The following is a 15,574-nucleotide window of genomic DNA, read 5'->3' on the forward strand; positions in this document are numbered from 1 at the left end:
AAATCAAGGAGGCAGTCTAGCGGCTGTGCACACTTGATATGGAAATGGTATCAGCCTTCTGATGAAGCATTACCGCCAGGGGTCACGTCCCCAACACGCTTTTCCAGCTGTTTGAGACGTCGAGCCATGTCGTCGAGCTGCCTCAACCGTGCTGCACTCTTGCGCCATTCAGCCGCAGGCTGCATGGCGGTACCGGAAGAATAAGCACCCGGTTCGGTAATCGAGTGGGTGACCATGGTCATGCCGGTGATGAAGACGTTGTCGCAAATATCGATGTGCCCCACCAGCCCGACGCCACCGGCCAGCATGCAATGCTTGCCGATCCGGGTGCTGCCGGAGATACCCACGCATGCTGCCATGGCGGTGTGATCGCCAATCTGCACGTTGTGGGCGATCTGGATCTGGTTGTCGAGCTTTACGCCGTTGCCGATCACGGTATCGGCCAGGGCCCCGCGATCAACAGCTGTGTTCACGCCAATTTCCACGTCGTCGCCGATCAATACGCCGCCGACCTGGGCAATCTTGTTCCAGATGCCCTTGGAATTGGCAAAGCCAAAGCCTTCACCACCGATCACGGCACCTGACTGGATGACCACACGCTCACCGATACGCACGTCGTGGTACAGGGTTACGCGGGGTGCCAGCCAACCGCCTGCGCCGATTTCGCAGCGCGCACCGATAAAACAATGGGCACCAATGGTCACGCCCGCCGCAATGCGTGCACCGCTCTCGATCACCGCAAAGGCACCGACGCTGGCAGCAGGGTCAACCTGGGCATCATCGGCGATCACCGCAGACGGGTGAATACCGCTGGCGGCCTTGGGTTTCGGATCGAACAGGTGCGACACCCGCGCATACGCCAGGTATGGGTCGGCCACCACCAGCGCATCCCCGGCAAACCCTTCGGCATCAGCGGCCTTCAGCAACACGGCTGCGGCTTGGCTGTCGACCAGGTATTTACGGTATTGGGGGTTTGCGAGGAAGCTCAACTGAGCTGGGCCAGCCTCCTGCAAGGTGGCTAGCCCAGTGATTTCCTTCTCCGGGGAGCCACGCAAGGTGGCCCCCAGGAACTCGGCCAACTCGCCGAGCTTGATAGTCGCGGTCATGGCTTACTTCAGCTGGTTCATGCGCTCGATCACCTGACGGGTGATGTCGTATTGAGGCTTGACGTCGATCACAGCGCCACGCTCGAACACCAGGTCAAAGGCACCTTTCTTGATGACTTCTTCCACAGCGCTGTCGAGTTTCGGCTTCAGCTGTTTCAGCATTTCACGGTCAGCAACAGCCTTGGCTTCGTTCAGCTCCTTGGACTGGAACTGGTAGTCACGGGCCTTTTGCTTGAATTCAAGCTCCAGACGCTCGCGCTCGCCTTGCTGCATCTTGTCACCACCGGCTACCAGACGATCCTGGATGCCCTTGGCGCTGCTTTCCAGGGTCTTGAGCTTGGTCAGTTGCGGACCGAATTTTTTCTCGGCATCCACGGCGTATTTCTTGGCCGCATCGGATTCCAGCAGGGCCATCTGATAGTTCAGGACGGCGATTTTCATTTCGGCGAAGGCCGGGGTGGTTACCAGCACGGTTGCCAGCAGCACCAATTGAGTCAACTTGCGCACGATGTACTCCTACAGAATCCGTTGTCGTTATCTTGGGTCAGACGCTTAGAACGTCTGGCCGAGGGAGAATTGGAAAATCTGGGTTTCAGCGTTATCCGGTTTCTTGATCGGCATGGCCAGAGCAAAGCTCAATGGGCCAAGCGCAGTCACCCAGGTCACACCCACGCCCACGGAGCTTGCCAGATTACTCAGGCTCACGTCGTTACACTGAGTGTTGGACTTCACGCCGCTCGGGTTACGGATCTGCTCGCACTTGGAATCGAACACATTACCCACATCCCAGAATACCGAAGTACGCAGGGAGCGCTGATCTTTCACGAACGGCAGCGGGAACAGGATTTCCGCACCACCCTGGATAAGGACGTTACCACCGAACGGCAGTGGGTCGTTGTCGGAGTCCGGTACGGTGCCCTGGTTACCGGTTACACCAACACCACGGCTCGGCGTACCACGCGGGCCCAGGGTGCTGTCTTTGAAACCACGTACGGAGTTGAAGCCACCCGCATAGTAGTTCTCGTAGAACGGTAGACCATTGGTGGAGCCATAACCATCGCCATAACCCAGCTCAGTGTGCAGGCGCATGGTGTAGTTGTCGCTCAACGGCTGGAACAGCTGGCCGCGGTAGTCGAGCTTGAAGAACGACAGGTCGCTGCCCGGCGTGGTGGTTTCCAGGGTCAGGCTCTGGGAATGACCACGGGTCGCCAGTACACCTTTGTTCAGGGTCGACTCGGACCAGCCGGCGGACGCCTTGAAGTTCAGGAACTTGTCACCTTCACGACGGGTAAAGTCGAAGATTTCGTCCACGGTGTACACACCGGTCTTGATCTCATCCTGCTGCGCAGTCAAGCCGAACGTCAGGCGCGAGGTCTCGCTGATCGGGTAACCAACGTTCACGCCAGCACCAAGACTATCGATTGCATAGCTGGCTACGTCAACGTCGAGGTCTTTGTAGTCAGTGGTGCGATAAAAGGCGTTGTAGCCCAGGCTCACACCGTCAGCAGTCCAGTAGGGGTCGGTATAACCGAAGTTATATCGGCTCTGGTATTCGCTTCGGGTCAGGCCGATGGAAACTCGGTTACCGGTACCCAGGAAGTTGTTCTGGGTGATCGAACCACCGAGGATCAGGCCGGCGCTCTGTGCGAAGCCAACACTGGCGGTGATGGAGCCCGATGCCTGTTCTTCTACGGCGTAGTTCACGTCAACCTGGTCATCCACACCCGGTACGGCCGGGGTTTCGACGTTGACTTCCTTGAAGAAGCCCAGACGCTCAAGACGGGTCTTGGACTGGTCGATCAGGTAAGTCGACGCCCAGCCACCTTCCATCTGACGCATTTCACGACGCAGCACTTCGTCCGCAGACTTGGTATTGCCACGGAAATTGATACGGTTTACGTAGGCGCGCTTGCCTGGATCGACCACGAAGGTGATGTCCACGGTGTGGTCATCATCATGGGGCGTCGGCACGCCGTTGACGTTGGCGAAGGTGTAGCCTTCGTTGCCCAGGCGACGGGTGATCAGTTCGGACGTGGTGGTCATCAGCTTGCGCGAGAACACCTGGTCTTTCTGCACCAGCAACAGCGCCTTGACCTGGTCTTCAGGCACCTTCAGGTCGCCGCTCAGCTTGACGTCGCGAACCTTGTACTTCTCGCCTTCGTTGACGTTGACAGTGATGTAGACGTGCTTCTTGTCCGGGGTGATGGACACCTGGGTCGAAGCGATATCCATATTGATGTAGCCACGGTCCAGGTAGTAGGAGCGCAGGCGCTCCAGGTCACCGGACAGTTTTTCGCGGGCATACTTGTCATCGTTCTTGAAGAACGACAGCCAGTTGGTGGTCTTGAGTTCGAACAGGTCGATCAGGTCGTCATCAGAGAACTTGGTATTGCCTACCACGTTGATGTGCTGGATCGCCGCCACAGTGCCTTCGTTGATGTTGACCTTGAGGCCGACACGGTTACGCGGCTGCGGCACCACTTCCGTTTCCACGGTCGCGGAGTAGCGGCCCTGCGCAACGTACTGGCGTTGCAGCTCGTTACGCACACCTTCGAGGGTGGCGCGCTGGAAGATCTCGCCTTCGGCCAGGCCGGATTGCTTCAGACCCTTCATCAGGTCTTCAGTCGAGATCGCCTTGTTGCCTTCGATCTCGATACTGGCGACGGAAGGTCGCTCGACCACGGTGATGACCAGGACGTTGCCTTCGCGACCCAGTTGGATGTCTTGAAAGAAACCGGTTTTGAACAGCGCACGAGTGGATTCCACCAGGCGACGGTCATCAGCCTGTTCCCCAACGTTCAACGGCAAGGCACCAAAGACGCTACCCGCGGAAACCCGCTGGAGGCCGTTGACGCGAATATCGGAGATGGTGAAGGACTCGGCGTGAACTTCGGCGATCATCAATACGGTGAGAACCGCAGTTAGCAGCAGACGTTTCATGAAGTCCTTTCTTATTCCAACTGGCAATAAACAAACTGCCGCAAAATGCGGCAGATTCGCAATTCAGCGAAGCGTTACAGTCGACCCAGATCGTTGACCAGGGCTAACAACATCACCCCGACCACCAAACTGATACCGATCTGTATCCCCCAACCCTGCACCCGATCCGACAAGGGGCGACCACGCACCCACTCGACCAGATAAAACAACAGATGCCCCCCATCCAATACTGGAATGGGCAGCAAATTCAGAACCCCCAGGCTAATACTCAGATAAGCCAGGAAATTCAGGAAATCCGCGACACCCGACTGGGCAGAAGCGCCCGCCACTTTAGCAATGGTTATCGGTCCACTCAAGTTTTTTACCGAGAGCTCGCCGAACAACATTTTCTTGAGCGATTCCAGGGTCAGCACACTCATGGTCCAGGTGCGTTTCGCACCCTCGCCAATTGCCGCCAACGGCCCGAAACTCACCTCACGCACCATCGATGGCGGCCAATCGACACCCTTGACTCCAGCACCCAGGTAACCCCCGGCCGCCTTGGCTTCCCCGCGAACCGACAAGGTCACAGGGACGTCGATTTGAGCACCGTCGCGTTCAACTTTCAGCACAATTTTAGTATCAGGACGTACACGAACCAGATCGACCACCTGCTGCCAGTCACCCAATGGCTGACCATCGAGGGCCAACAGGCGATCGCCGGTTTTCAGGCCAGCAGCCTGGGCCGGACCTTTCGGATCCAGCTCGGCAAGCACCGGCGGCAAGGCCGGACGCCATGGACGTATGCCCAGGGATTTGATCGGATCAGGCTCATCTGCGCCCTTTAGCCAGTGGTCGAGAGCCAGTTCACGCGGGCTTTCGGTGGTGGAGCCCTGCTCGCGCACCACTACATTCACAGTCCCGCTTTCGCCCAGGCGACGCACCAACTGCAAATTGACTGCGCCCCAACCCGTGGTGGGTTCGCCATCAATGGAAACAATTTCCTGCCCAGCGACCAGCCCGGCCTTGGCGGCGATGCTGTCCGATTCAACCGCACCGATTACCGGACGCACCTGCTGGCTGCCCAGCATGGCCAACACCCAGAAGAACACCATCGCCAACAGGAAGTTGGCGATCGGACCCGCGGCAACAATGGCGATACGCTGACGAACGGTCTTGCGATTGAAGGATTGATCCAACTGGTCTGCAGGCACTTCGCCTTCGCGCTCATCGAGCATCTTGACGTAGCCACCCAACGGGATGGCCGCAATCACAAACTCGGTGCCACGACGGTCATGCCAGCGCAGCAGCGGCATGCCGAAGCCGACGGAAAAGCGCAATACCTTGACGCCGCAACGACGCGCCACCCAGAAGTGGCCGAATTCGTGGAAGGTGACCAGCACGCCCAGAGCAACCAGGGTGCCGACAATCATGTAAAGCGCACTCATCTAATTTCTCCGCATTCCAATCCAGTGCCTGAAGGCTCGAACCCATCCGCCCACAGGCTAACGCGTGTTGCGGCTCAACCATTGCTCTGCCAGGGCTCGAGCCTTGGTATCGGCTTCGAATACCGCCGCCAGGTCACTCACCGCCACGACAGGCTCAAGCGCCAGGACGTCCTCGATGATACTCGCGATCTGCGGAAAGCGGATGCGCCGTTCGAGAAACGCCGCCACAGCCACTTCGTTGGCCGCATTCAGCATTGCTGGCGCGCTGCCCCCCACCTCGGCCGCTTGCCGGGCCAGGCGCAGGCAAGGAAAACGCTGCTCGTCCGGCGCTTCAAAGTCCAGGCGGGCCACTGCAAACAGATCCAGCGGGGCGACACCGGAATCAATCCGCTCCGGCCAGGCCAAGGCATTGGCAATCGGCGTGCGCATATCGGGGTTACCCAACTGCGCAAGTACCGAACCGTCGACGTAATCGACCAGGGAATGAATCACACTTTGCGGGTGAATCACCACTTCGACCTGATCCGGCCGTGCATCGAACAGCCAGCACGCCTCGATCAGTTCCAGCCCCTTGTTCATCATGCTCGCCGAATCCACCGAGATCTTACGCCCCATGGACCAGTTCGGATGAGCGCATGCCTGGTCGGGCGAAACATGCTCAAGCTCGGCCAGCGGGGTTTGCCGGAACGGACCACCGGAGGCGGTCAGCAGAATCCGACGCACGCCAACCTGACCCAAACCACGCGCATAGTCGCCAGGCATGCATTGGAAGATCGCGTTGTGCTCGCTGTCGAGCGGCAGCAGCACCGCGCCGCTTTTACGCACTGCCTGCATGAAGAGCGCGCCAGACATGACCAGCGCTTCTTTGTTGGCCAGCAGGATCTTCTTGCCGGCATCTACAGCGGCCAGGGTTGGACGCAGGCCGGCGGCACCGACGATAGCGGCGACTACCGTATCCACCTCAGCGTCAGCCGAGACCTGACACAACCCCTCCTCGCCCACCAGCACTCGAGTCGCCAACCCGGCAGCCCGCAGATCATCCTGCAAGCCACGCGCCGCTCCTGCCTCAGGGACTACCACGAAGCGCGGTGCGTGGCGCACACACAAAGCCAACAGCTCGCTCAGACGGCTGAACCCAGTCAGGGCAAAGACCTGATAGCGATCAGGATGACGCGCAATCACATCCAGGGTGCTCAACCCCACCGAGCCGGTTGCACCCAGCACGGTCACTTGTTGAAGGCGGCTCACGAAGCAGTCATCCATAGCAACACAGCGAAGATCGGAATAGCCGCCGTCAGGCTGTCGATACGGTCCAACACACCACCGTGCCCGGGCAGCAGGTTACTGCTGTCCTTGATACCGGCCTGACGCTTGAACATGCTTTCGGTGAGGTCACCCACCACAGAAACAAACACGACAATGGCTGTGGCCAGCAGCGCCAGGAAGATTTCCTTCACCGCCCAGCCACGCACGACACCAACCACCAGCGCAATCACCAGTGTCAACGCCAAACCACCATAGACCCCCTCCCAGCTCTTGCCCGGACTGACCGCCGGCGCCAACTTGCGCTTGCCGAAGGCCCGACCGGAGAAGTAGGCACCGATATCAGCCCCCCATACCAGCACCATGACTGCCAGGATCAACCAGTTACCCATTGGATAACGCTTGATCTCCACCAGCCCTTGCCAAGCCGGCAAGAGGATCAGCAAACCAATCACCAGCTTGCAGGCAACGCTGGACCATTGGCCGCTGGTGCGCGGATAGGTCAGCACCAGGAACGTCGCCAGCGCCCACCACAGCACCGCCGCCCCCAACACCCAGGGCGCGAGGTCCGGCAGGATGTACAAGAGGAACGCCAGCGCGGCCACGACGGCGGCATACACCACGCGCGGCAACTGCGCGCCGAACCCGGCCAGGCGCGCCCATTCCCAGGCGCCCAGGGTGACGACCAGGCCAATGAACAGCGCAAAGCCGGAACCCTCGAGCAGGAAAAACCCGCACAAGGCGATCGGCAACAGGATCAGTGCAGTGATGATTCGTTGTTTAAGCATTTAAACCCGGGCTCCAGCTTCGATCTGCTCACTCGTTTTACCGAAGCGACGCTGACGGGAAGCGAAATCGGCCAGTGCATTACGCATGGCATCGTGTTTGAAGTCCGGCCAGAACAGGTCGGAGAAGTACAGCTCGGTATAGGCCAGCTGCCACAGCAGGAAATTACTGATGCGGTGCTCACCACCGGTCCGGATGCACAGGTCCGGCAACGGCAGGTCACCGGTCACCAGGCAGGTTTGCAACAGTTCGGGCGTGATGTCGTCGGGCCGCAGGTGCCCGGCCTGCACTTCGCGAGCCAGCCGCTGCGCTGCCTGGGCGATATCCCACTGGCCGCCGTAGTTGGCTGCGATCTGTAGCACAAAACGGTTGGCACCAGCGGTGATTGCCTCAGCCTCGCGCATGGCAGCCTGAAGTTCCGGGTGGAAGCGCGAGCGGTCGCCAATGATGCGCAGGCTGATGTTGTTGTCGTTAAGGCGCTTGGCCTCACGACGCAAGGCCTTGAAGAACAGATCCATCAAGGCACTGACTTCTTCGGCGGGCCGCTGCCAGTTCTCACTGGAGAACGCAAACAGGGTCAACACTTCGACCTTGGCCTCGGCACACACCTCGATCACAGCCCTTACCGCATCGACACCGGCTTTATGCCCGGCGACACCCGGCATAAAGCGCTTCTTCGCCCAGCGATTATTCCCATCCATGATGATCGCGACATGGCGCGGCACCACGGAGGGTACAGTCTGCTTGGTCTTTTCCATGAAGGCGTCCTGACCCCTTATACGGCCATCAGGTCCTTTTCTTTTTCTTCCGTGGCCTTGGTGATCTGGGCCTCGGCATCCTTGGTCAACTTGTCGATATCGGCGGTGGCACGACGCTCTTCGTCTTCGCTGATTTCCTTGTCCTTGACCAGTTTCTTCAGGTCACCCAAGGCATCGCGACGGATATTACGTACGGCAACACGCGCGTCTTCTGCAGCGCTGCGAGCCTGCTTGGTGAAGCCTTTGCGGGTCTCTTCAGTCAGGGCCGGCATGGAGATCAGCAGCAACTCACCCAGGTTGGTCGGGTTGAGGTTCAAACCGGCGCTCTGGATGGCCTTGTCGACAGCACCCAGCATGTTGCGCTCAAACGCTACGACTTGCAGGGTGCGCGAGTCTTTAACGGTAATGTTGGCGACGCTGCTGATAGGGGTATCGGAGCCGTAGTAAGGCACCATCACGCTGCCCAGGATGCTTGGGTGCGCCTTGCCGGTACGAATCTGGCCGAATGCATGGCTCAGAGACTCCAGGGATTTCTGCATACGCGCTTGGGCGTCTTTCTTGATTTCGTTGATCATTGTTGGCCTTCCTCGATCAGAGTCCCTTCTGCGCCGCCGTGTACGATGTTCAGCAGGGCGCCGGGCTTGTTCATGTTAAATACGCGCAGTGGCATCTTGTGGTCGCGGCACAGGCAGATAGCCGTCAGATCCATTACGCCCAGCTTGCGATCCAGTACTTCATCGTAGGTCAGATGATCGAACTTCTCGGCATGCGGGTCTTTGAATGGATCTGCGGTGTACACGCCGTCTACCTTGGTCGCCTTGAGCACCACGTCCGCATCGATCTCGATGGCGCGCAGGCAGGCTGCCGAATCGGTGGTAAAGAACGGGTTACCCGTGCCGGCCGCGAAGATCACCACTTCCTTGGAATTCAGGTGGCGCATGGCTTTGCGGCGGTCATAGTGATCGGTTACGCCGACCATGGAAATAGCCGACATCACGATAGCCGAGATATTGGCGCGCTCCAAGGCGTCACGCATGGCCAGGGCATTCATCACAGTGGCCAGCATGCCCATATGGTCGCCGGTGACCCGGTCCATGCCAGCAGCACTCAGGGCCGCGCCACGGAACAGGTTGCCACCACCGATCACCAGGCCAACCTGCACGCCGATACCGACCAGTTGGCCGACTTCCAGCGCCATGCGGTCGAGCACCTTGGGATCGATCCCGAACTCTTCCGAGCCCATCAGGGCCTCGCCGCTAAGCTTGAGTAGAATGCGTTTATAGCGAGCCTGATAACCACTGCCCTGCTGAGCCATTGCGAATCTCTCCTGCGGCGTATTTTTTAAAAATTCTTGGCGAGCCGTTTTACGGCTTGCGTTCACTCTAGCTGGACGCTGTAACAGCGCCATCGGAACACGGCTTTGTAAGCCAGTTCCGGAGGGATGCCAATTAAAATCGGCCTTCCCATTTGAAAAGAGGCTGCGCGCGTGAGCGGGCAGCCTCTTTCGGGCGACAGTTGAAAGCTGTCTTATTGCTTGGCGGCAGCCAACTGGGCAGCAACTTCTTCAGCGAAGTTGTCGACCGGCTTCTCGATGCCTTCGCCTACTTTGTAGTAAGTGAAGGAAACGATTTCAGCACCGGCTTTCTTGGCCAGTTCGCCAACCTTGATTTCAGGGTTCTTGACGAACGCCTGCTCAACCAGGCTCGCTTCAGCCAGGAACTTGCTGATACGGCCTTTGATCATGTTTTCCACGATGTTTTCTGGCTTGCCGGCGATCTTGTCGGCGTTCAGGCTCAGGAATACCGCTTTTTCACGTTCGATCGCTTCGGCAGACACTTCCGAAGGCAGCAGGAACTCAGGGTTGCTGGCAGCAACGTGCATAGCGATGTCTTTGGCCAGCTCAACGTCGCCGCCTTTCAGAACAACAGCTACACCGATTTTGTTGCCGTGCAGGTAACCACCGACGACATCACCTTCAACGCGAGTCAGGCGACGGATGTTGACGTTTTCGCCAACTTTGCCGACCAGTACCAGGCGATCAGCTTCTTGGGCTTCGATCAGAGGCTCAACGGTGGTCAGCTTCTCATCGAATGCCTTCTTGACGCTGGCAGCAACGAATGCCTTGAAGTCGTCTTGCAGGGCCAGGAAGTCGGTCTGCGAGTTCACTTCCAGCAGAACGGCGGCTTTACCGTCTTCAACCAGGGCGATAGCGCCTTCAGCAGCGACGTTGCCGGCTTTCTTGGCGGCCTTGATGGCGCCGGAAGCGCGCATGTCGTCGATGGCTTTTTCGATGTCGCCGCCAGCCTTGGTCAAGGCCTTTTTGCAATCCATCATGCCTTCGCCGGTACGCTCACGCAGTTCTTTAACCAACGCTGCAGTAATCTCTGCCATTTCAAAATCCTCTTGGATAGGTTTTCAACCATTCCACCCGATCAGACGGGCGATCAATTCTTCCCGAATCTCCCTTGTAGGCCGCTGCACGTTACAGATGATGTAGCCGCGCTGCCGACAAATGGTTTTCGAGGTGGCAAAAAGGGGGCCAAGCCCCCTTTTTGCTTACTGAGTCAACGCCAGGGCGCTAATTACTCAGCGGCAGCTACCGGAGCTTCTTCAACGAACTGCTCGGTACCGCCAGCAACGTGGTTGCGACCACGGATGACAGCGTCAGCCATCGAACCCATGTACAACTGGATAGCGCGGATTGCGTCATCGTTGCCTGGGATGATGTAGTCAACGCCTTCCGGGCTGCTGTTGGTATCGACTACGCCGATAACAGGGATGCCCAGCTTGTTGGCTTCGGTGATCGCGATGCGCTCGTGATCAACGTCGATAACGAACAGTGCGTCAGGCAGACCGCCCATGTCCTTGATACCACCCAGGGAACGATCGAGCTTTTCCAGGTCACGGGAGCGCATCAGCGCTTCTTTCTTGGTCAGCTTGGCGAAAGTACCGTCTTCGGCTTGCACTTCAAGGTCACGCAGACGCTTGATGGAAGCACGGATGGTTTTGAAGTTGGTCAGCATGCCGCCCAACCAGCGGTGATCGACGTACGGCGAACCGCAACGTGCTGCTTCTTCAGCAACGATCTTGCCAGCGGAACGCTTGGTGCCGACGAACAGAATCTTGTTTTTGCCCTGGGCCAGGCGCTCTACGAAAGTCAGCGCTTCGTTGAACATTGGCAGGGTTTTTTCAAGGTTGATGATGTGGATCTTGTTACGCGCGCCGAAAATGTACTTACCCATTTTCGGGTTCCAGTAACGGGTCTGGTGACCGAAGTGCACACCGGCCTTCAGCATATCGCGCATGTTGACTTGGGACATGATAGTTCCTTAATAAGTCGGGTTTGGCCTCCACGTATCCCAATGACCAACCAGCGGCATCAAGGCCTCCGGCACCCAGGTCATCGTGTCGACACGTGTGTGGATTTAAGCTTTGCGGGGTATCCCCGGAAAGCGGCGCATTTTATACCACAGCATCGGCAAAAACGGAACACGCAATCACATTTGCCGTCGGGCGCGTTCGTGTAACCCCTTGAATAGAGGTGACATAGCCCTACCTTATAGACAGAAGCGATCATCAGAGGCTCATGATTTGACGCCATGGTCTGTTAGAATCGCGTTTTCTGTGGCTTGTGCGAATTTTGCAACCTTTTGTCGCACGCCCGTAAACCGTATTGATTTCAGCGCGTCGCGCTAGAGAGAGCCTGTATGACCGTTAGTTTGAAAACCGCCGAAGACATCGCTGGCATGCGCATCGCCGGCAAACTGGCCGCCGACGTGCTGGAAATGATTGCCGAACACGTCAAGCCCGGCGTCACTACCGAGACCCTCAACCAGATCTGCCACGACTATATCGTCAACGTGCAGGGCGCCATCCCTGCGCCGCTGAACTACAAGGGCTTCCCCAAGTCGATCTGCACCTCGGTCAACCACGTGGTTTGCCACGGAATTCCGGGCGACAAGCCGCTGAAGGACGGCGACACCCTGAACATCGACGTCACCGTGATCAAGGACCGCTACTTCGGCGACACCAGCCGCATGTTCCACGTCGGCAACGTACCGGTCTGGGCCGAACGCCTGTCCCAGGTCACCCAGGAATGCATGTACAAGGCCATCGAGATCGTCAAGCCTGGCTGCCGCCTGGGCGACATCGGCGAAGTGATCCAGAAGCATGCTGAAAAGAACGGTTTCTCGGTGGTACGCGAGTTCTGTGGCCACGGTATCGGCACGGTCTTCCACGAAGAGCCACAGATCCTGCACTACGGCCGCGCCGGCACCGGCATGGAGCTGAAGGCAGGCATGACCTTCACCATCGAGCCGATGATCAACCAGGGCAAGGCCGACACCAAGGTGTTGGGCGACGGCTGGACGGCCATCACCAAGGACCGCAAGCTTTCGGCCCAGTGGGAACACACTTTGCTGGTCACCGAGACCGGCTACGAGATTTTCACGCTGCGCGCCGATGACACGATCCCGCGCACGTCGGGTACAACGTCGGCATAAACGTTGCTCAGGTTTTCCCCCACTGTGTTGTGACTGACTGAATAGATAGAAAGGAAAGCCGATCGATGCCCCAGGTGGATCCCGAACTCTTCGACCGTGGCCAGTTCCAGGCCGAACTGGCCCTGAAGGCGAGCCCCATCGCCGCGTTCAAGAAGGCGATCCGCCAGGCCCGCGAGGTGCTCGACGAGCGCTTTCGCAGGGGCCGGGACATCCGCCGGCTGATCGAGGACCGAGCCTGGTTCGTCGATAACATCCTGCAAAAAGCCTGGGAACAGTTCAGTTGGAGCGAAGACGCCGACATCGCCCTGGTGGCGGTCGGCGGCTACGGTCGCGGTGAGCTGCACCCTTACTCCGACATCGACCTGCTGATCCTGCTGGACAGCGCCGACCATGAGATCTTTCGCGATTCCATCGAGCGCTTTCTCACATTGTTGTGGGACATCGGCCTGGAAGTCGGCCAAAGCGTACGCTCGGTGGACGAATGCGCCGAAGAAGCCCGCGCCGACCTCACCGTCATCACCAACCTCATGGAAAGCCGTACCATCGCCGGCCCCGAGCGCCTGCGCCAGCGTATGCTTGAAGTCACCAGCACCGCGCACATGTGGCCGAGCAAGGACTTCTTCCTGGCCAAGCGCGCCGAGCAAAAGGCCCGGCACCACAAGTACAACGACACCGAATACAACCTGGAACCCAACGTCAAAGGCTCGCCGGGCGGGCTGCGGGATATCCAGACGATTCTGTGGGTTGCGCGTCGCCAGTACGGCACCCTGAACCTGCGCGCCCTGGCCGGCGAAGGCTTCCTGGTGGAAAGCGAAAACGCCCTGCTGGCCTCCTCCCAGGAATTCCTCTGGAAAGTGCGCTACGCCTTGCACATGCTGGCCGGGCGTTCCGAAGACCGCCTGCTCTTCGACCACCAGCGCTCCATCGCCACCCTGCTGGGCTTTGAAGGCGAAGACGCGAAGACCAGCATCGAAAGCTTCATGCAGCAGTACTACCGGGTGGTCATGAGCATTGCCCAGCTCAGCGACCTGATCATCCAGCATTTTGAAGAAGTGATCCTGGCCCCCGAAGACGAGGCGCCGCCGCAACCGATCAATGCGCGTTTCCAACTGCACGATGGCTATATCGAGGCGCGCAACGACAACGTGTTCCGCCGCACACCGTTTGCCATGCTGGAAATCTTCGTGCTGATGGCCCAGCAGCCGGAAATCAAAGGCGTGCGCGCCGATACCATTCGCCTGTTGCGGGAAAACCGGCACCTGATCGACGACGATTTCCGCAACGATATCCGCAACACCAGCCTGTTCATCGAGCTGTTCAAGTGCAAGATCGGCATCCACCGCAACCTGCGGCGCATGAACCGTTACGGCATCCTCGGGCGCTACCTGCCGGAGTTCGGTTTTATCGTCGGGCAGATGCAACACGATCTGTTCCACATCTATACCGTGGACGCCCACACCCTGAACCTGATCAAGCACCTGCGTAAGCTGCAGTACACCCAGGTGTCGGAGAAATTCCCGCTGGCCAGCAAATTGATGGCCAAGCTACCCAAGCCCGAGCTGATCTACCTGGCCGGCCTGTACCACGACATCGGCAAGGGCCGGCATGGCGATCACTCCGAGGTCGGTGCGGTTGATGCCGAGGCCTTCTGCCAGCGCCACCAGTTGCCGCTGTGGGACAGCCGCCTGATCGTCTGGCTGGTGCAGAACCACCTGGTGATGTCGACCACCGCCCAGCGCAAGGACTTGTCCGACCCGCAGGTGATCCACGACTTTGCGCAGATCGTCGGCGATGAAACCCGCCTCGACTACCTGTACGTGCTGACCGTCTCGGATATCAACGCGACCAACCCGACGCTGTGGAACTCGTGGCGCGCCAGTCTGCTGCGCCAACTGTACACCGAGACCAAGCGCGCCCTGCGCCGTGGCCTGGAAAACCCGGTAGACCGCGAAGAGCAGATCCGCCGCACCCAAAGCGCCGCCCTGGATATCCTGGTGCGCGGCGGCAACGACCCGGACGATGTCGAACAACTGTGGTCGCAACTGGGCGACGATTACTTCCTGCGCCACACCGCCGGTGATGTGGCCTGGCACACCGACGCGATCCTGCAGCAACCGGCCGACGGGGGCCCACTGGTGCTGATCAAGGAAACCACCCAGCGCGAATTCGAAGGCGGCACGCAGATTTTCATCTACGCGCCGGACCAGCACGACTTCTTCGCCGTGACCGTAGCGGCCATGGACCAGTTGAACCTGAACATCCATGACGCACGGGTAATCACCTCCAGCAGCCAGTTCACCCTCGACACCTATATCGTGCTCGACACCGATGGCGACTCGATCGGCGACAATCCAGCGCGCGTGAAGAAGATCCGCGAAGGCCTGACCGAGGCCCTGCGCAACCCTGACGACTACCCGACCATCATCCAGCGTCGAGTGCCGCGCCAACTCAAACACTTTGCGTTTGCGCCCCAGGTGACCATTTCCAACGACGCCCAGCGCCCGGTGACGGTGCTCGAACTGAGCGCCCCGGACCGCCCAGGCCTGCTGGCGCGTATCGGTGGGATTTTCCTGGAGTTCGACCTGTCGTTGCAGAACGCCAAGATTGCGACCCTCGGCGAACGCGTGGAAGACGTGTTCTTTATCACCGATGCCGACAACCAGCCGTTGTCCGACCCGGAGCTGTGCCTGCGGTTGCAGGAAGCGATCGTCCAGCAATTGAGCGTGACCCAGGAACCCGGCGTCGAGCTGACACGCCTGACTCTCTAAAAAACAAACAGGGCCCGTGTGCGA

The 15,574-nt window shown here is 59.0% G+C and carries 13 protein-coding genes; 2 read left to right on the forward strand and 11 right to left on the reverse strand.

The features are described 5' to 3' along the window. Positions 1-50: 50 nt before the first annotated feature. The 11 genes from lpxD to rpsB form a co-directional block, all read right to left on the reverse strand. On the reverse strand, positions 51-1,106 hold the full coding sequence (gene lpxD / locus BMX59_RS00830) for a UDP-3-O-(3-hydroxymyristoyl)glucosamine N-acyltransferase (RefSeq protein ID WP_092241172.1): 1,056 nt from the start codon (positions 1,104-1,106) through the stop codon (positions 51-53). Between the two features lie 3 nt (positions 1,107-1,109). After that, a complete protein-coding gene (locus BMX59_RS00835; RefSeq protein ID WP_003172279.1) occupies positions 1,110-1,613 on the reverse strand; it encodes an OmpH/Skp family outer membrane protein in 504 nt (167 codons plus the stop codon). A 45-nt stretch (positions 1,614-1,658) separates the two neighbouring features. Then, the gene (gene bamA / locus BMX59_RS00840; RefSeq protein ID WP_093119331.1) at positions 1,659-4,046 is read right to left on the reverse strand and encodes an outer membrane protein assembly factor BamA; all 2,388 of its coding nucleotides are present in this window, start codon (positions 4,044-4,046) and stop codon (positions 1,659-1,661) included. Between the two features lie 74 nt (positions 4,047-4,120). Then, a complete protein-coding gene (gene rseP, locus BMX59_RS00845) occupies positions 4,121-5,473 on the reverse strand; it encodes a sigma E protease regulator RseP (protein WP_092241168.1) in 1,353 nt (450 codons plus the stop codon). A 57-nt stretch (positions 5,474-5,530) separates the two neighbouring features. After that, entirely contained in the window at positions 5,531-6,721 is a 1,191-nt protein-coding gene (ispC, locus tag BMX59_RS00850) for a 1-deoxy-D-xylulose-5-phosphate reductoisomerase (RefSeq protein ID WP_093119334.1), read from the reverse strand. Then, on the reverse strand, positions 6,718-7,524 hold the full coding sequence (locus BMX59_RS00855; RefSeq protein WP_092241166.1) for a phosphatidate cytidylyltransferase: 807 nt from the start codon (positions 7,522-7,524) through the stop codon (positions 6,718-6,720). The genes ispC and BMX59_RS00855 overlap by 4 nt, the downstream gene beginning before the upstream one ends. Beyond that, on the reverse strand, positions 7,525-8,280 hold the full coding sequence (gene uppS, locus BMX59_RS00860) for a polyprenyl diphosphate synthase (protein WP_016974405.1): 756 nt from the start codon (positions 8,278-8,280) through the stop codon (positions 7,525-7,527). Positions 8,281-8,297: 17 nt separating this feature from the next. Then, positions 8,298-8,855, reverse strand: a complete 558-nt coding sequence (frr, locus tag BMX59_RS00865) for a ribosome recycling factor (RefSeq protein ID WP_012722596.1) — start codon at positions 8,853-8,855, stop codon at positions 8,298-8,300. Further along, positions 8,852-9,595 carry a UMP kinase gene (pyrH, locus tag BMX59_RS00870; RefSeq protein ID WP_003189161.1) on the reverse strand — a complete coding sequence of 248 codons (744 nt, stop codon included), beginning with the start codon at positions 9,593-9,595 and terminating at the stop codon, positions 8,852-8,854. Before pyrH ends, frr begins: the two co-directional genes overlap by 4 nt. 212 nt (positions 9,596-9,807) lie before the next feature. Beyond that, positions 9,808-10,671 carry a translation elongation factor Ts gene (gene tsf / locus BMX59_RS00875; protein ID WP_058425287.1) on the reverse strand — a complete coding sequence of 288 codons (864 nt, stop codon included), beginning with the start codon at positions 10,669-10,671 and terminating at the stop codon, positions 9,808-9,810. Positions 10,672-10,862: 191 nt separating this feature from the next. Continuing rightward, a complete protein-coding gene (gene rpsB, locus BMX59_RS00880) occupies positions 10,863-11,600 on the reverse strand; it encodes a 30S ribosomal protein S2 (RefSeq protein WP_003189158.1) in 738 nt (245 codons plus the stop codon). Between the two features lie 387 nt (positions 11,601-11,987). Here rpsB and map point away from each other — a divergent pair, with 387 nt between their 5' ends. Together map and BMX59_RS00890 are read left to right on the forward strand one after the other, a co-directional pair. Further along, positions 11,988-12,782 (forward strand): type I methionyl aminopeptidase, encoded by a 795-nt coding sequence (gene map / locus BMX59_RS00885; RefSeq protein ID WP_058425288.1) that lies wholly within the window; start codon positions 11,988-11,990, stop codon positions 12,780-12,782. A 65-nt stretch (positions 12,783-12,847) separates the two neighbouring features. Beyond that, entirely contained in the window at positions 12,848-15,550 is a 2,703-nt protein-coding gene (locus BMX59_RS00890; protein ID WP_092241163.1) for a [protein-PII] uridylyltransferase, read from the forward strand. The last annotated feature ends 24 nt before the right edge of the window (positions 15,551-15,574 follow it).

The sequence above is a fragment of the Pseudomonas sp. NFR09 genome (assembly GCF_900111535.1).
Taxonomy (GTDB): Bacteria; Pseudomonadota; Gammaproteobacteria; order Pseudomonadales; family Pseudomonadaceae; genus Aquipseudomonas; species Aquipseudomonas extremorientalis.

Coding starts and splice junctions, on each gene's coding strand:
- bamA (WP_093119331.1), bottom strand. CDS start 4,046: ATGAAACGTCTGCTGCTAACTGCGGTTCTCACCGTATTGATGATCGCC.
- lpxD (WP_092241172.1), bottom strand. CDS start 1,106: ATGACCGCGACTATCAAGCTCGGCGAGTTGGCCGAGTTCCTGGGGGCC.
- BMX59_RS00855 (WP_092241166.1), bottom strand. CDS start 7,524: ATGCTTAAACAACGAATCATCACTGCACTGATCCTGTTGCCGATCGCC.
- rseP (WP_092241168.1), bottom strand. CDS start 5,473: ATGAGTGCGCTTTACATGATTGTCGGCACCCTGGTTGCTCTGGGCGTG.
- frr (WP_012722596.1), bottom strand. CDS start 8,855: ATGATCAACGAAATCAAGAAAGACGCCCAAGCGCGTATGCAGAAATCC.
- rpsB (WP_003189158.1), bottom strand. CDS start 11,600: ATGTCCCAAGTCAACATGCGCGATATGCTGAAGGCCGGTGTGCACTTC.
- map (WP_058425288.1), top strand. CDS start 11,988: ATGACCGTTAGTTTGAAAACCGCCGAAGACATCGCTGGCATGCGCATC.
- pyrH (WP_003189161.1), bottom strand. CDS start 9,595: ATGGCTCAGCAGGGCAGTGGTTATCAGGCTCGCTATAAACGCATTCTA.
- BMX59_RS00890 (WP_092241163.1), top strand. CDS start 12,848: ATGCCCCAGGTGGATCCCGAACTCTTCGACCGTGGCCAGTTCCAGGCC.
- uppS (WP_016974405.1), bottom strand. CDS start 8,280: ATGGAAAAGACCAAGCAGACTGTACCCTCCGTGGTGCCGCGCCATGTC.
- tsf (WP_058425287.1), bottom strand. CDS start 10,671: ATGGCAGAGATTACTGCAGCGTTGGTTAAAGAACTGCGTGAGCGTACC.